The sequence below is a fragment of the Rhodococcus sp. NPDC004095 genome (assembly GCF_053604015.1).
Map to the genome: position 1 here is coordinate 22,764 of NZ_JBSGGS010000002.1, position 14,534 is coordinate 37,297.

Consider the following 14,534-nt stretch of genomic DNA (forward strand, 5'->3'; position numbering starts at 1 on the left):
ACGCATCATGCCGCCACGGTAGCGGTCTGGATCTGCACCGGGGTGTTCGGCGTGCCGCCACCTGCGGACATCGAGCCGTCGTCACCGGCTGCGGCGATCTTCTCGATCGTGGCCAGGCCCTCGTCGGAGATCGTGCCGAACACGGTGTACATCGGCGGCAGCGGCGAGTCGTCGTACACCAGGAAGAACTGGCTGCCGTTGCTACCGGGCTGGCCGGTGTTCGCCATCGCGATCGTGCCGCGCGGGTACGTCACCGGCTGCTCGATGTTGGGGTCGTCGGGGCTGTACTGATCGGTGGGGAACTCGTTGACGAAGCCGTCGCCGGGACCGCCGGTGCCCTGACCGGTCGGGTCGCCGCACTGCAGGATCTTCAGGCCGGTGGTGCTCAGACGGTGGCATGGGGTGTCGTTGAAGTAGCCCTGCTGTGCGAGGGCGACCATGCTGTTGACCGTGCAGGGCGCCTTCGCGCGGTCGAGGCTCAGGCCGATCGGACCCTGGTTGGTGGCCATGTCGACGGTGACGGTGCCCTCGGTGGAGACCGCAGTCGCGTTCGGCATGGTCGCCGGCTTGGCCGGGGTCTGGCCGTCGGGCATGTAGGTGCAGTCGACGGTGGCGGGCAGTGCCTCCGCGCGCGCGGCCGGCATCGCCCCGGGCGTCGAGTCGGGCATCGAGTCCTGCGACTCCGAGGCCGTGGTCGACGCGTCGGAGGAGTCGTCGGAGCGGGTCAGGCCGAAGACGATCGCGCCGGCGGCGACGACGAGGACAGCGCCGAGGACCGACGCACCGATCGTCATCCGCTTCCGTTTGCGGTCCCTTTCGGCACGGCGTTCGAGCTGTCGCTCCAGCTTCCGTTTCGCGGTCTGGCGACGCTGCTCATTGCTTGGCACTGCTGCTTACCTCCGGATCTGTGCCCTGACACGGCGACGCCGGGGTTCGACGTCGGAATTCTCGGTGAACGAGTGTGCCACCCGAACCTGTGAAACAACTTCACAGTCGGGGACATAGGCTGTGCGGTGGCCCCTTCCCCTCACCCCCGTAGGAGCGATTGCCGTGCTCGTCACCGGATTCCCGGCCGGCGCCTTCCAGACGAACTGCTACATCCTCGCGCAGGACGGCGCGAGCGAGTGCCTCGTCGTGGACCCTGGCCAGAACGCGGCGGAGCCGCTCGTCGAGTTCCTCGGCAAGCAGTCACTGACCCCGGCCGCCGTGTTGCTGACCCACGGTCACCTCGACCACACGTGGTCGACGGCGCCGGTCTGCGAGAAGTTCGGCATCCCCGCCTACATCCACCCCGAGGACCGCTACATGCTGTCCGATCCGCTGCGCGGCACCGGCGCGGCGCTGTCCGCGATGATCGGCGACACCGAGTTCCGGGAGCCGTCCGAGGTGATCGAGCTGGCCGACGGCGACGTGCTGGACCTCGCGGGAATCACGATCACCGTCGACCACACGCCCGGCCACACGCAGGGCTCGGTGGTGCTGCGGACCACCGCGGACACCGATCAGGGGCCGGTGCCGATCGCCCTGACCGGCGACACGCTGTTCGCCGGCTCGATCGGGCGCAGCGACCTGCCGGGCGGCAACCACGAGCAGCTGCTCGCGTCGATCGCGGCCAAGCTGCTGGTCCTCGACGACGGGACGGCGGTGCTCCCCGGGCACGGCGGCGCGACGTCGATCGGGCAGGAGCGGGCGTCGAACCCGTTCCTGGTTGGACTGTCCGGGTAGCGGTAAGGAAAAGTAGAGATCGTGAGCAAGTCCAGCAACACCGCCTTCTCCGCGCCCAAGGGCGTACCCGACTACGTGCCGCCCGTGTCGGCGGAGTTCGTCGCCGTGCGCGACGAACTGACCCGCGCCGCCCGGCTGGCCGGATACGGCCACATCGAGTTGCCGATCTTCGAGGACACGGGCCTGTTCGCGCGGGGCGTCGGCGAGTCCACCGACGTGGTCAGCAAGGAGATGTACACCTTCGCCGACCGCGGTGACCGCTCGGTGACCCTGCGGCCGGAGGGCACCGCCGGTGTGATGCGCGCGGTGATCGAGCACGGTCTCGACCGCGGGCAGCTGCCGGTGAAGCTGAGCTACGCGGGTCCGTTCTTCCGGTACGAGCGCCCGCAGGCCGGCCGGTACCGCCAGCTGCAGCAGGTGGGTGTCGAGGCGATCGGCGTCGACGACCCCGCTCTCGACGCCGAGGTGATCGCGATCGCGGACGCCGGGTTCCGTGGGCTCGGCCTCGACGGCTTCCGGCTGGAGATCACCTCGCTCGGTGACGACACCTGCCGGCCGCAGTACCGGGAGTTGTTGCAGGAGTTCCTGTTCGGTCTCGACCTCGACGAGGACACTCGTCGCCGGGCGGAGATCAACCCGCTGCGCGTGCTCGATGACAAGCGCCCGCACATCAAGGAGATGACCGCCGGCGCGCCGCTGATGCTCGATCACCTCTCGCAGGAGGCGAAGGCGCACTTCGAAGAGGTGCTGGCCCACCTGGACGCGCTCGGGGTGCCGTACACGATCAACCCGCGGATGGTGCGCGGCCTGGACTACTACACGAAGACGACGTTCGAGTTCGTGCACGACGGTCTCGGCGCCCAGTCCGGGATCGGCGGCGGCGGACGCTACGACGGCCTGATGGCGCAGCTCGGCGGTCAGCCGCTGTCCGGCATCGGGTTCGGGCTCGGCGTGGACCGGACCATCCTGGCGCTGGAGGCGGAGGGCAAGGCCGCGTCGACGCCGGCTCGCTGCGAGGTGTTCGGGGTGCCGCTCGGCGACGAGGCCAAGGGCAAGCTGGTGGTCATCGCCGCGCAGTTGCGTGCCGCGGGGATCCGGGTCGACATCGCGTACGGTGGCCGCGGCGTCAAGGGCGCGATGAAGGCCGCGGACCGGTCCGGTGCGCAGATCGCGCTCGTGCTGGGCGAGCGGGACATCACCGACGGTGTCATCGGGGTCAAGGACCTCGCGACCGGCGATCAGCGGCAGGTGCCGCTGGACTCTGTTGTCGCGGAGGTCGGTGCGGTCCTTGCCGACCGGTGACGCCGGGTCCGTCGAACTGGACCTGGTCCCCACGCACCTGATCGTTCCCCGCCTGCGGCGCCTGGCGCTGCTCGCGGTCGCGCTGGGTGTGGTCGTCGGTGTGATCGTCGGGTTGTTCGCGACACCGACCACCGGGCTCGTGGTTGGCGTTCTCATCGGGCTGCCGACCGCGCTGTCGGCATTGCTGGTGACGCGGCGTCGAATGTGGATGAGCGGCACCGTGATCCATGCACATTCCGGGGTGCGGACGGTGTCCGTGGATGTGGCGCAGGCGGTCAGCGCGGAACTGCTGGTGCGCAGCGGACGGGTGTCGCAGGTGGCGTTGAAGGTCGGGGACGGCAACCGCCAGATCACCGTGCCGCTGGCGCTGTACACCACCGACGGCGGCCGGGAACTCGAGGTGCTGCCGCTGCGCGCCCTCGCCGACGGACTGGTCTCCGGTGAGCTGGCTCCCGCGGTCGCGATGTCCGCGGCACTGATCGCCCAGTTGCGGGCCGAGGCCCGCGGTGCCGGCCTGGAGGAACGCCCGCTCTACCGCGCCGTCCAGCTCGCCCGCGAGGCGAACCGGGTGCCGCAGACCGTCCTCACCGACGACGAGGTCGTGCGACTCACCGACTGACCGTCGCCTGTGAGGCGGTCGGGCCGCTACCCGTTCAGCGGATCAGCTTGCCGCGCCGGTACTCGTGGCCGCCCCACACGCCACTCTGCGCGGACTCGCCGGCGAACACTGCGCACTCGGCCATGATCGGGCAACGTGCGCAGACGGCGGCGGCGTACTCGAAGGTTTCGGACGGGTCCGGGAACCAGCGGTCGGGATGGGCATCGCCGCGGCAGGCGGCGGTTTCCCAGTCGGCGGGGTTGTCGGTGAGCGGAAGCAGATCGGCCAGGGTCAGTGTCATCGTTCGTACGTCCTTCGCTGTGCCCACGCGCACAGCGGCGGGGCGGGTGGCGGCAAGCCTCGTTGGCTTTGGCGGGGTGGTGGTTCTCGGACGCGATGGGCCCGTGGGTGGCGAATCGCCGAACGGCGACCGCGGTCCCGGGGCTTGCGCGCCCCGAGAGGGGAGCGTCAGCCGACGCGGATCCCGGTGTCGGGATTCTCGCCTGCCCCGTTCCGGGCGGCCGGTGGAGACATGTGCTGCGGGTACGAGCTGGTGTCCATCGGGCGCTCCTTCCGGTCGTGGGGCTGGCGGTGTTCGGCGACCCAGTCTGCCATGGCTCGCTGCGGTGAGAGCGGAATTGTTGCCGACATCGCATCGAGTCGGTGGTCACAGATCGCGGCGCCCGCAGCCACAATGCTGGGGTGAACGGAAACCGAAGGATCGCAGCAACGGCCGCCGCGTTGGCGGCCCTGTGGGCGACCGGCTGTTCCGCGGAGGGTGAGTCGCCGCAGGGGGCGCTTCCCCCGAAGGTGGAGGCGTCGACCGCCTCCGCCCCGGCTCCGCAGGGTGCCGAGCGCGGCGAACCGGTAGGCGATCAGCAGCTCATCGACACGACGGTCACCACCGAGGGAGTGACCGCGCGCCGGATCACGTACCGGTCCACCTCGGGTCTCGACGGCGGGGGTACCGAGGTGACGGGGGTCGTGTTCATCCCACCGGGCGCTCCGCCGGAGGGCGGCTGGCCGATTGTGTCCGTCGGACACCCCACCACCGGTGTCGACGACGCGTGCGCCCCGTCCGGACACCCGGACCTGCTGGGTGGCGTGGCCATCGTGGATGCGCTGCTCGCCCGCGGATTCGTCGTGGTCGCCTCCGACTACCAAGGCCTGGGCACCGACGGCCCGCACCCGTACCTGGAGCCGAAGTCGGCCGCATACAACCTGATCGATGCGGTCCGCGCGGCGCGGGCGATCGTGTCCGGTGCATCGAACAGGTGGGCGGCGTTCGGCATCTCGCAGGGCGGCCAGGCGTCGTGGTCGGCGGCGGAGCATGCGGCGGACTACGGTGACGGGCTCGAATTCGTGGGGGCGGCAAGCCTGTCCCCGGCGGCGGACCTGTCGTACATCGCCGACGACCTGAGCGGCATCGAGTTGACCCTGTCGCAACAGATCTTCCTGCCGTTGCTGCTCGCCGGCATCGAGGTGCAGCACCCGGACCTCGATCCGGGGCGCTACGTCCACGGCACGCTGGCCGAGAACGAGGACATCTTCACGGCCTGCGCCGGGACGAGGACCGGCGAGAAATGGGATGCCGCGCTGCGGATCACCCGAGCCGACAGCATGCCGTCCACCGCCGCCGACACCGACCGGATGCGGGAGTGGCTGCGACAGATCGCGCTGCCACAGCGCCCCACCGCCGCCCCGCTCCTGGTGGTGGTCGGTGACACCGACGACCTGATTCCGGCCGACTGGACGCGGGCGGCGGTGGCGAAGGCATGCGGCATGGGCGACCTGATCGAGTTGCAGGATCGTCCGGGGGAGGGGCATGCGGACGCGCGGGCGAACCCCGGCGCGGTGGCGTGGATCGCGGACCGGTTCGCCGGGGTGCCCGCACCGAACACCTGCGCGGCCGACGTGCCCCCCCTCCCAGCCCTGATCGGGTTCAGTGCAGCGTCGCGGTGGTGACGGCGAAACCGGCGATGTATTCCTTGATGGGGCGGTAGAACTCGTAGGTGACGTCGTACTCGCCGCACGCGCGCAGCGCCGAGTAGGCGGCGACCCAGGTGCGTACCTCGTGGGAGGAGTGCCCGGCGACGGCGTCCATGCCGTCGGCGGTGTAGCGGTCGAAGTCCTCGACCCGCCCGGAGCGGCAGATTGCGAGGAACTCCCGGTCCCAGTCGGGGTTGAGGTCCATGATGTCGGCCTCGCCCGCCGCGAACCTGCGTGCGGTCTCGATGGTGCCGGCCTGCCGGTTGGCGCGGAACTCGGGCGTGGGATTGCGTCCCGCGGTGAGGAATTCACGCTGCGGCTCGGTGGCGGTCGCCCACTGCGGGACGGGTGGGTCGTGGGAGAGTCCGCCGGATCCGATGAACAGGACCCGCTTGTCGAGTGCGGCGAAGTACTCGCCGATCACCTGGCCGAGTTTGCGGACACGCGAGACGGGCACGAACGGCCGGGCGACCGAGTTCACGAACATCGGCAGCACCGGTTTGGCGGCGGCGTTGCCGTCGTAGAGGATCTCCATCGGCTGGACGGCGCCGTGGTCGACCTCCATGCGGCGCGAGATCGTCAGATCGATCTCCCGGTCCGCGACGAACTGCGCGAGGTCCTCGGCGATCGCGGTGGGCACGTCGAGGTCACCGGCGTAGGAGTCGTAGTCGCCGACGCCGTGGGCGGCGAGGCCCAGGCAGAACGGCGGCAGCATGTCGTAGAAGAACCCGTTGAAGTGGTCCGGTCCGAAGTTGACGACGAGGTCGGGGTCGAAGGTGTGGACGAACGAGCGGGCGTGGTCGAAGGCGGCGTCGACTGCGGCCTTGACGTCGGCCGGAGGGTTGGCGTGGTCGAGCAGCGGGCTGTGGGACATGCACAGCAGTGCCTGGGGCATCGCGGTGCCTACTTTCCGGTGACGCCGTGGCGTGCCAGGTAGTCGCCGATGACGGCGTTGAATTCCTCGGCGCGTTCGACCTGGGACCAGTGGCCGCACTGGCTGAAGATGTGCGCGTCGGCGTTGGGGATGACGTTCAGCAGGTCCCAGGTGCGGGAGACGGGGATGACGACGTCCTGGACGCCGTGGATGAGCAGCACCGGAATGTCCAGCTTCGCGAGGACATCGAAGTCCAGCGGCAGTGCGTGGCGGTCGCGGTCGCGGGCGGCGACGACCTGCGCGAGCCGGTCCGAGGCGGTGTCGTTGAGGGCCGATTGGTAGCGCAACGACACGAGCTCGTCGGTGACGAGGGACTTGTCGACGACGAACAGTTCGAGGGTCTTGCGGATGCCCTCTTCGGTCAGCGTCGGGTTCGCGTGGCCGGCCAGCGCCCCGGTCAGCTTCGCTCCGCCGGTGCCCATCGACACGACGCCGAGCAGTCGTTCGGGGAAGTCGATCGCGAACTGGAAGGCCAGCCAGCCACCGAGGGAGTTCCCGACGATCCACGTCTTGTCGATGCCGAGGGCGTCGAGGACGCGCACCGCATGCCGGACCCATTCCCGGATGCCGTACTCGGTGCCGTCGGCGACGACGGTCTGGCCGTAGCCGATCGAGTCGATCGCGATGCAGCGGCCCTGCTCACTCAGCTGGGGCAGGTTCAGCCACCAGTTCGCGGCGGCGGTGACGCCGGTGCCGGAGCCGTGCAGGAACAGGATCGGGGTGCCCTCGCCGACCTCGTGGTAGTGGGTCAGTTCGCCGTCGGCGGTCGGCAGCCACTTGTCCTCGAGGGCGAAGAACGCGTCGGTGGTGTAGGCGGGAATCGAGACGGTGCTCGTCATGGTGTTCTCCTGCGGGTCGATCTAGACGGTGGCGGTTTCGCGATCATCCTGCGCCGCAACCAGTTCCGAGGGACGGCCGCGGAAGTGCATGGCGTCGAGGATGGCGTCGAGTGTGGCGGGGGCGTGCTGGGCCAGGCAGGCGCCGGCGACGAAGCGGTCGGGGCGGAGGAACACGATCGGTGTGGGACGGTCGTCGAACCACTTCTTCAGCCGACCGGTGTGGTCGCCGAGCACCAGCACGCGCGGGTCCATCCGGTTCTGCGCCCAGACTCGCTGGGTCTCGGGGACCACGGCGACCAGGCGGGCGCCGAGCGCCTCGAGCTTGTCCAGCGAGGCCCGCGGGAGCATGTCGGTCGGGTCGTTGCCCCAGACGATCACCGACCACCAGTTCCCGATCGCGTCGTCGAGCAGAACGTTCTCCTGCCCGTTCGCGTGGACCCGCGGCTGCGGGAACTGGACGCCTACGGGCGAGACCTTGGTGTTCGCGGTACGCACCGGAATCAGCTTGCTGGTGAGTTTGCCGGCGGCCCGTCCGCCTGCCTGCGTGGTCGGGTCGGCGAGGACGCCGCGGGTGTAGCGCGGCATCGGCTTGAATCGCATGTCCGCGAAGTAGCTCTTGACCTGCGGGAAGAGATTCAACGCGGTGGACGCCGCGTCACGTGCGGCCGCCGCGAACGGGTTGGTGATCTTGATGAACCTGCCGAACGTCAGGGACAGGTCGACCATCGCCTTGGCGTGGTCCTTGCGCTCGTCCGTGAAGGTGTCGAGCAGGGCGTCCCCGGCCTGACCGGAGAGCACCGTGGCGAGCTTCCAGCCGAGGTTGGTCGCGTCGCGCATGCCGGAGTTCCAGCCCTGACCCATCCACACCGGCATCAGGTGCGCGGCGTCACCGGCGATGATCTGGCGGCCCTTGCGGAAGTGGGATGCGACCCGGCCGTGGTGGGTGAACACCCGCCTGCGGATGAAGTCCAGGCTCGTCGGATCCGGAACATGCTCCGCAAGAAGGGAATTGACGTACCCCGGATCGGTGACCTGGTCCTCGGACTCGTCGTCGTGGAGCATGAACTCCCAGCGGCGCACCCCGTGCGGGAGCCCGATCGAGACGTACGGGCGCTTCGGGTCGGCTCCGAGGAAGACGTTGGGTGTGCCCAGCGGGTCGTTGTTCACGTCGACGACAAGCCAACGGGTGGAGGGTGATTCGCCCTCGAATGTCACGCCGAGGCGTTTGCGGGTGGGGGACTTGCCGCCTTCGCAGCCGACGAGGTACTCCGCGCGGAAACGTCGTTCGTGCACCTCGCCGTCGGCGCCGACCGTCCGGGCCACGGCGGTGACCGACGTGGCGTCCTCTTCGACCTCCTCGACCCGGTGGCCGAAGAGGACGCGCACGTTGTCGTAACGGCTCAGGCCCTCGTACAGGGCGCGGTCGACCTCGGGCTGGATGAAGCCGTGCTTACGCTCCCAGCCGAACTCTTCGGTCTGCGGATTGTTGACCAAGATGACCTTCCCCGCCCCGTTGACCAGCCGCATGATGTGCTGCGGGTTGGTGTGCGGGCGGACTGCGTCGACGAGGCCGACGGTCTGGATCGTGCGGAACGACTCGTCGTCGAGGCCGACGCCGCGCGGGTAGTCGATCAGCTGGTCGAGGGCTTCGAGCACGGTCACCGACCGGCCGTACATGCCCAGGATGTTCGCGAGCATGAGCCCGACGGGTCCGGCGCCGACGATGACGACGTCACTGTCTTCGGTGGTGTTCATCGCTCCCTGCTCTGGTACTGCGCGGAATGCGCCGAGGTCGCCCCGTGACCCGCGACGCACGTCGCTAGATGTTCGTTATGTGCACACTTATGATCGTTAGTTGCACGCCTGTGGTCACTATGTGAGCACGGTCGCATCGCGGGTGTCAAGGCTGGGGTCGGTGAAACGACGAGACCCGCCTCGGCGCGGTGCCGGGGCGGGTCTCGTGTCGGGAGGTGTGAGTCCGGATGAAACTCCAGGTCACATGGCGTATCGGCTGAGTTCCGCCGCTGCCGCGAGTGTGGCGTCCACGGAACTGTCGATGAGGTCCTTCGAGGCGCTGATCAAGGTCAGGCAGGCCGCGGGTTCGTTCGCCGGGCGCCTCAACGGGACGCCGAGACCCCAGTAGCCCGCCTCGACCTCGCCGAAACTCACCACGTAGCCGGTGCGCCGGCCCTCGGTCACCCGGGTGTCCTCGTCGGGACGTGGCGGCAGCGCTGCGAGCAGGGCGTATCCCGCCGCTCCGCGGCCGACGGGGTGCCGGCCGCCCTGCCGGAACGACACCCGAACCGTCGAGTTCGCGGGTTCGGTGACGGTGACCGCGACGGCGTCGTCCGCCTCGGCGACGAACAGCGCGACGCTCGCGCCGAGTCGGTTCGCCAGGTCCTGCATCAACGGTGTCGCCTGCTCCCGCAGTCCCGAGTACACCTCGCGGGCGAGCGCGGCGAGACCACCGGCGGCGCGGTACCGCCCGTCGGGGCCGCGGTTGATCAGCCGGTGGTCGGCGATGGTCGAGAGCAGCCGGGTCGCGATGCTGCGGTGCACGCCGAGTCGATCCGCAACGTCCTGAATCGTCAGTCCCCCAGGGGAATACGCGACCAATTCCAGTGCGCTCAGGCCGCGGGCGAGGGTTTGGGTGCCCGCGGCGCGGGTCGACAGGGTGTTCGTCTCCGGAGTGGCCACAACTCACCTTAAGTCGCAGCGGGTGACCGTCGCTCACACGAGCCGACAATTGACATCGGTCGTGAGCGCTGTCACTCTGGGCTCCGCCGCGAGTGTTCCGGAGCCCCGCCGTCCCTCGCGATCACCCCTCTCAGCGCAGCCACGGACGGTGGTCCGACTGCGTCGCCCTCGATCTCCGCACCAGCCGTGCCGACGTGACGATTGCCGTCGCGCGCCCACGATGCCGGGGATCGACCCCGCCCGAAAGGCCCGACAAGATGGACATTCGCGAGGCGATTCGTACCCAACCGATGCGCCCCTTTCAGATCCGGACGATCGTGATCTGCTTCCTGCTGTGCATGGTCGACGGATTCGAGATCCTCATCATGGCGTTCGTCGCGCCGCACCTGAGCAAGGACTGGGGCCTCGACTCCGTCCAGGTCGGGTACCTGCTCAGCGCCGGACTGATCGGTATGGCAGTCGGGGCGTTCGCCCTCTCGCCGCTCGGCGACCGGCTCGGCCGGCGGACGATGACGATCGCGTGCCTCGGCCTCGTCACCCTCGGCATGGGATTGTCGGCGGTCGCGTCCGGCCCCGAACAGCTGATCGCCTTCCGGGCATTCGCCGGACTCGGTATCGGTGGCATCGTCGCCGGTCTGAACATCCTCGTCTCGGAGAACAGCAGCGACAAGCGGCGCGGTCTCGCGCTCGGCATCTACGGTGCCGGCCTGCCCGCGGGTGTTGCGCTCGGCGGCGCGATCTCGGGTGTGCTGATCACGCAGTGGGGTTGGCGGTCCGCGTTCGTGTTCGGCACGGTCGTCACCGCGATCCTGCTGCTCGTGGTGATCCGGTCGCTGCCCGAGTCCACCGAGTTCCTGATCGAGAAGCGACCGAAGAACGCACTCGAGAAGTACAACGCGATCGCCACGAAGCTCGGGTACGAGACGTCCGCCCGCCTTCCGGAACCGGTGGCCGCCGAGCAGGTGCGCAGTGTCCGCGGCGGACTTTTCACCGGCATCATGGGCCGGCGCACCGCGATGCTGTGGCTCGGCTACTCCTGCCTGATGGCGGCGTTCTACTTCGCGAACACCTGGACTCCGAAGCTGCTCACCGATGTCACCGGTGACGCGGGCACCGGCACCGTGGCCGGTGTGCTGATCAACATCGGTGGTGTGATCGGTGCGCTCGTGTTCGCCGCGCTGACCATGGTGGTGCGGCCCCGGATCGTCAACACGATGCTGATGTTCGGTGGGGCGGTCGTGTTCGCCGCCTACGCAACCGGATTCGAGATCGTGGCGCTCGGTATGGCGCTGTGTGTCCTCGTCGGAATGGCCGCCAACGGCGGTGTCGCCGGCTACTACGCGATCAGCCCGTCGGTGTACCCGGCAGCCGTCCGCGGCACCGGTGTCGGGCTGATGATCGGAGTCGGCCGGCTCGTCTCCATCGTCGCCCCGATCCTCACCGGCTACCTGCTCCGCGGTGGATGGACGCCGGAGAAGCTCTACTACCTCTTCGGTGGCGTCCTCGTCGTCGCCGGCGTGTTCATGTTCGCCCTCGACCGCACCTACCGCGGACGCAGCGAGAACCCGGAAACCCCGGACGCGATGAGCGACGATCAGGATCCCGGAGATCGGGGCCCGACCCGGACGGCCTCGTACGCGTAGACCTGGAACACACCGATCCCGACCGAGCACCTGGCCTCGGTGCCCGCCACGACAATCACGCGGGTTTGTCGAAGGCAGTCTTGACCCAAAAAGACGAGTAGTCCACCACTCGTGCCCATCTCGCCCTTCGGCGAGCACGATGTCTTTGGTGACGAGTGCACGCGATTGTGTCCGTCACACATCACCGGCGTGGCGCTCCCACACCGCTGTTTCGGATTTCACAACACGACTGATCCGGCCGAGGAAGGGTGAGTGTGCGATGACACGGATAACGATCAACGGCGTATCCCTGGACCCGGTGATGCAGTCGGTCGCGTTGATGGCGGCGGCGCCGGAAGTCGCGGACGCCACTCGGTCCAACTACGTCCTGGTCCAGACGCGCGCGCCGTTGTCGGACGACGAGAAGGACCAGTTGGCGGACCTGGGAGTCGTCATCCACGAGTACGTACCGGACGACACCTACCTGTGCGGCTTCCAGCCAACGGATCTGGCACCGATTCGCGCGTTGCCGTTTGTCACCTGGGCGGGGGTATACCTGCGCGGATTCAAGATCAATCCCTCGTTGCGGACGGCTCCGGCCGACCCGTCCGCCTCGATCGTGCCGACCGGCATGGCACATGGACCCTCGCGAAAGCCCCGCACGGTCGACGTCGTGCTGCACGACGACGCGGACAGCACGTCCACCGCTGTCCTGGAACAGCTCTCGGCGGCCACCAGGCTCGACCCGACGGCACTGCACGCGGGACGGCGCAAGGTGAGGCTCACGGTCGAGGAAGGTCAACTCGACAGGATCGCCGCACTGGACCAGGTGCACCACATCGAGGAGATCCCTCAGCGACAGCTGTTCAACGATCGGTCACGCCAGATCATCCACGCGAACACCGTCGTGAACAGCACGACCTATCAGGGCGCCGGCGAGGTCATCGCCGTGGCGGACACCGGTTTCGACCGCGGCTCCACCGCCAACGTCCACCCGGCTTTCACCGGGCGGGTGGCCAGGCTCTACCCGCTGGGGCGGCCGAACCCGGTGTGGAGTGACCCCCCCAGGGGCCGCGCTCCGGAATGATCTCGACCTGATCGTACGAGCGGCGAACGGCGCCGAGCGTCACGGAAACATGGGCGCGTCCACGAGATTTGACCGCCTGAACAACGTCGAGCAGGTCGTCTGGACGACCGTGCCGCCCGGAAAGGCCGACATCATCATCCGGGCGTTCCGGATCACCAGGTTCCCGCAGCCCTATGCGTACGTCTGGCGCCTCATCTAGACGGTAACCGGAAGGTTCACCAGGTTTGAAGCGTGCCAGTCTGGGGAGATGACCGAACGCGTGCAGGCGCTTCGTTGACGCCGGAGGAGAGTGAGCGACTGCTGCAGGCATGGCTTCTCTCCCTGATTCTCAGCACAGCGCGTACGCGTCGACGGAAGCGAGCGAATCCCGCCTGTGAGCGGATCGCACGCCCCACCCTCACCGAGGACGGCGGGAGGGCCCCGGCGCTACGGTTCGTACGACCCTCGGGTCCGTGTCCGTGTCCGTGTCCGTGTCCGTGTCCGGGTCCGGGTCCGGCTGGGATATGTTCGGGAGCCCGGCGATCGTCACCGCGGGCGTCGACCTCGCGGGGTGGGCTCGCACACCTCGAGCACCTCCCGGTCATGCCAGCTCGGGTACGCGCAGATGCGCGAGCGCGAGCTCGAACTCGTACACCTCGAGCACCTCTGCGCCGGCCTCCTGGATGCCGACGACCCGGTTCGCGGCCGCCTTCTCCCGGTTCCGGTCCATGGCCTCGTGGCTGTCGAACGTCTCCGAGGACACCGCACGGCCGGTCGCGCGGTCGACCAGCAGGCTGGCGCTGCAGAACCCCTCGAGATCCTCCATCATCGGAAGCGCGGCGACCTTGTAGATGTCGATGGCCCGGTCGGCCTGATCCGGCTCGACCTTCACCCGGATGGCTCGCACGCACGCGCCTTCGTGGGAGCGGTGGTCCCGGTGCAGGACGGCGATGTCCCACTCCTCGACCTCGGTGGTGCCGCCGAAGATGTCCGCGGCCCGCTCACGGAGGGGCCGGATCCGCTCGTGCCCAGCGCGAGGCGATGTCGGGCGGCGTCGTCCTCGAGGATCAGCGGGTCGACGCGGATGGTGGCCACGCCGGTCTCGGCGGCCAGGGGGAATCAGTGCGTCGATCCCCGCGCACGAGTTCTCGGGGGTCGTCGGTCTGGCCGAGTTCGAGTTCGTCGACCGCCCCACCGGTCGATCTCGTGCGGCTGCGGGATCCGGGCGACTGATGCCGTCCCGTGCCGCCCGGCCGCAGATACCTTGCCGGGCAACACGTTCTCTCGAGTCACCCTCATGGCATTCCATCTCGTCGGGCTCCGACCCCCTGGGCGGTCGGTCCGCGGCTCCCAGGCCCGGAGCAGTTGCCTCCGCTCGTGATCCGGCGCACCCGGGCAGTCACTGTCTCGCTAATCGGTTTCCCTCGCCCCGGCCCCGACGGCGGTGGCCCGATCATCCGGGTGCCGGGCGGGATGTCATTGGTCGGATGACCAAGCGGGTCCGGGATCCGCTGGCACACCGGAGGATCGAACGTGGGCGGACGGGTGGTCCCCGGATCCGGAATGCCGGCCCCGGTTCGATGTGGGAGGAGATCTGCGATGCCGACGGGACGCGTCGAGTGGTTCGACGCGGAGAGGGGCCATCGGAGCTCGAATCTGCGCTTCGCTCCGATTGCCCCACCAGGTCCCGGCTGTTCGGCGAACCTGCCGACCGTCGTCCCGGCGCCCGTCTGCATCGGCGGTGACAGTGGGCGCCCCGTGG

At 69.0% G+C, this 14,534-nt stretch carries 14 protein-coding genes; 7 read left to right on the forward strand and 7 right to left on the reverse strand.

Annotated elements, in window-relative coordinates; all coding sequences use genetic code 11:
• Window positions 1–5: 5 nt before the first annotated feature.
• The gene (locus tag ACWEPG_RS03315; RefSeq protein ID WP_452593895.1) at window positions 6–887 is read right to left on the reverse strand and encodes a peptidylprolyl isomerase; all 882 of its coding nucleotides are present in this window, start codon (window positions 885–887) and stop codon (window positions 6–8) included.
• 163 nt (window positions 888–1,050) lie between these two features.
• On the opposite strand from ACWEPG_RS03315, the gene ACWEPG_RS03320 reads away from it, so the two are divergent.
• The 3 genes from ACWEPG_RS03320 to ACWEPG_RS03330 are packed head-to-tail and all read left to right on the forward strand — an operon-like array spanning window position 1,051 to window position 3,646.
• Window positions 1,051–1,725: an MBL fold metallo-hydrolase gene (locus tag ACWEPG_RS03320; RefSeq protein WP_450115042.1), complete on the forward strand. Its 675-nt coding sequence runs from the start codon at window positions 1,051–1,053 to the stop codon at window positions 1,723–1,725.
• Window positions 1,726–1,746: 21 nt separating this feature from the next.
• Window positions 1,747–3,027: a histidine--tRNA ligase gene (hisS, locus tag ACWEPG_RS03325; protein WP_450115041.1), complete on the forward strand. Its 1,281-nt coding sequence runs from the start codon at window positions 1,747–1,749 to the stop codon at window positions 3,025–3,027.
• A complete protein-coding gene (locus tag ACWEPG_RS03330) occupies window positions 3,014–3,646 on the forward strand; it encodes a hypothetical protein (RefSeq protein WP_450115070.1) in 633 nt (210 codons plus the stop codon). Before hisS ends, ACWEPG_RS03330 begins: the two co-directional genes overlap by 14 nt.
• 34 nt (window positions 3,647–3,680) lie before the next feature.
• Here ACWEPG_RS03330 and ACWEPG_RS03335 read toward each other — a convergent pair whose 3' ends face one another.
• The gene (locus ACWEPG_RS03335) at window positions 3,681–3,926 is read right to left on the reverse strand and encodes a WhiB family transcriptional regulator (RefSeq protein ID WP_450134692.1); all 246 of its coding nucleotides are present in this window, start codon (window positions 3,924–3,926) and stop codon (window positions 3,681–3,683) included.
• 401 nt (window positions 3,927–4,327) lie between these two features.
• Between ACWEPG_RS03335 and ACWEPG_RS03340 the strand changes: the two genes are divergently transcribed.
• Window positions 4,328–5,590 carry a lipase family protein gene (locus ACWEPG_RS03340; protein WP_450115039.1) on the forward strand — a complete coding sequence of 421 codons (1,263 nt, stop codon included), beginning with the start codon at window positions 4,328–4,330 and terminating at the stop codon, window positions 5,588–5,590.
• Here the strand turns inward: ACWEPG_RS03340 and ACWEPG_RS03345 are convergent.
• The 4 genes from ACWEPG_RS03345 to ACWEPG_RS03360 form a co-directional block, all read right to left on the reverse strand.
• Window positions 5,568–6,509: a 3-carboxyethylcatechol 2,3-dioxygenase gene (locus tag ACWEPG_RS03345; protein WP_452593896.1), complete on the reverse strand. Its 942-nt coding sequence runs from the start codon at window positions 6,507–6,509 to the stop codon at window positions 5,568–5,570. The genes ACWEPG_RS03340 and ACWEPG_RS03345 overlap by 23 nt on opposite strands.
• 8 nt (window positions 6,510–6,517) lie before the next feature.
• Window positions 6,518–7,387, reverse strand: a complete 870-nt coding sequence (locus ACWEPG_RS03350; protein ID WP_452593897.1) for an alpha/beta fold hydrolase — start codon at window positions 7,385–7,387, stop codon at window positions 6,518–6,520.
• Between the two features lie 21 nt (window positions 7,388–7,408).
• A complete protein-coding gene (gene mhpA / locus ACWEPG_RS03355; protein ID WP_452593898.1) occupies window positions 7,409–9,142 on the reverse strand; it encodes a bifunctional 3-(3-hydroxy-phenyl)propionate/3-hydroxycinnamic acid hydroxylase MhpA in 1,734 nt (577 codons plus the stop codon).
• A gap of 240 nt (window positions 9,143–9,382) precedes the next feature.
• Window positions 9,383–10,084 carry an IclR family transcriptional regulator gene (locus ACWEPG_RS03360; protein WP_452593899.1) on the reverse strand — a complete coding sequence of 234 codons (702 nt, stop codon included), beginning with the start codon at window positions 10,082–10,084 and terminating at the stop codon, window positions 9,383–9,385.
• 257 nt (window positions 10,085–10,341) lie between these two features.
• On the opposite strand from ACWEPG_RS03360, the gene ACWEPG_RS03365 reads away from it, so the two are divergent.
• The 3 genes from ACWEPG_RS03365 to ACWEPG_RS03375 all read left to right on the forward strand — a co-directional run bounded on the left by ACWEPG_RS03365 (window position 10,342) and on the right by ACWEPG_RS03375 (window position 12,992).
• Complete coding sequence (locus ACWEPG_RS03365) at window positions 10,342–11,727, forward strand: MFS transporter (protein ID WP_450115034.1); 1,386 nt, start codon at window positions 10,342–10,344, stop codon at window positions 11,725–11,727.
• A gap of 259 nt (window positions 11,728–11,986) precedes the next feature.
• Window positions 11,987–12,793 carry a hypothetical protein gene (locus ACWEPG_RS03370; protein WP_452593900.1) on the forward strand — a complete coding sequence of 269 codons (807 nt, stop codon included), beginning with the start codon at window positions 11,987–11,989 and terminating at the stop codon, window positions 12,791–12,793.
• A gap of 49 nt (window positions 12,794–12,842) precedes the next feature.
• Window positions 12,843–12,992 carry a hypothetical protein gene (locus ACWEPG_RS03375; RefSeq protein WP_452593901.1) on the forward strand — a complete coding sequence of 50 codons (150 nt, stop codon included), beginning with the start codon at window positions 12,843–12,845 and terminating at the stop codon, window positions 12,990–12,992.
• A 381-nt stretch (window positions 12,993–13,373) separates the two neighbouring features.
• On the opposite strand, the gene ACWEPG_RS03380 is transcribed toward ACWEPG_RS03375, so the two are convergent.
• Window positions 13,374–13,679, reverse strand: a complete 306-nt coding sequence (locus ACWEPG_RS03380) for an antibiotic biosynthesis monooxygenase (protein WP_452593902.1) — start codon at window positions 13,677–13,679, stop codon at window positions 13,374–13,376.
• Window positions 13,680–14,534: the final 855 nt, after the last annotated feature.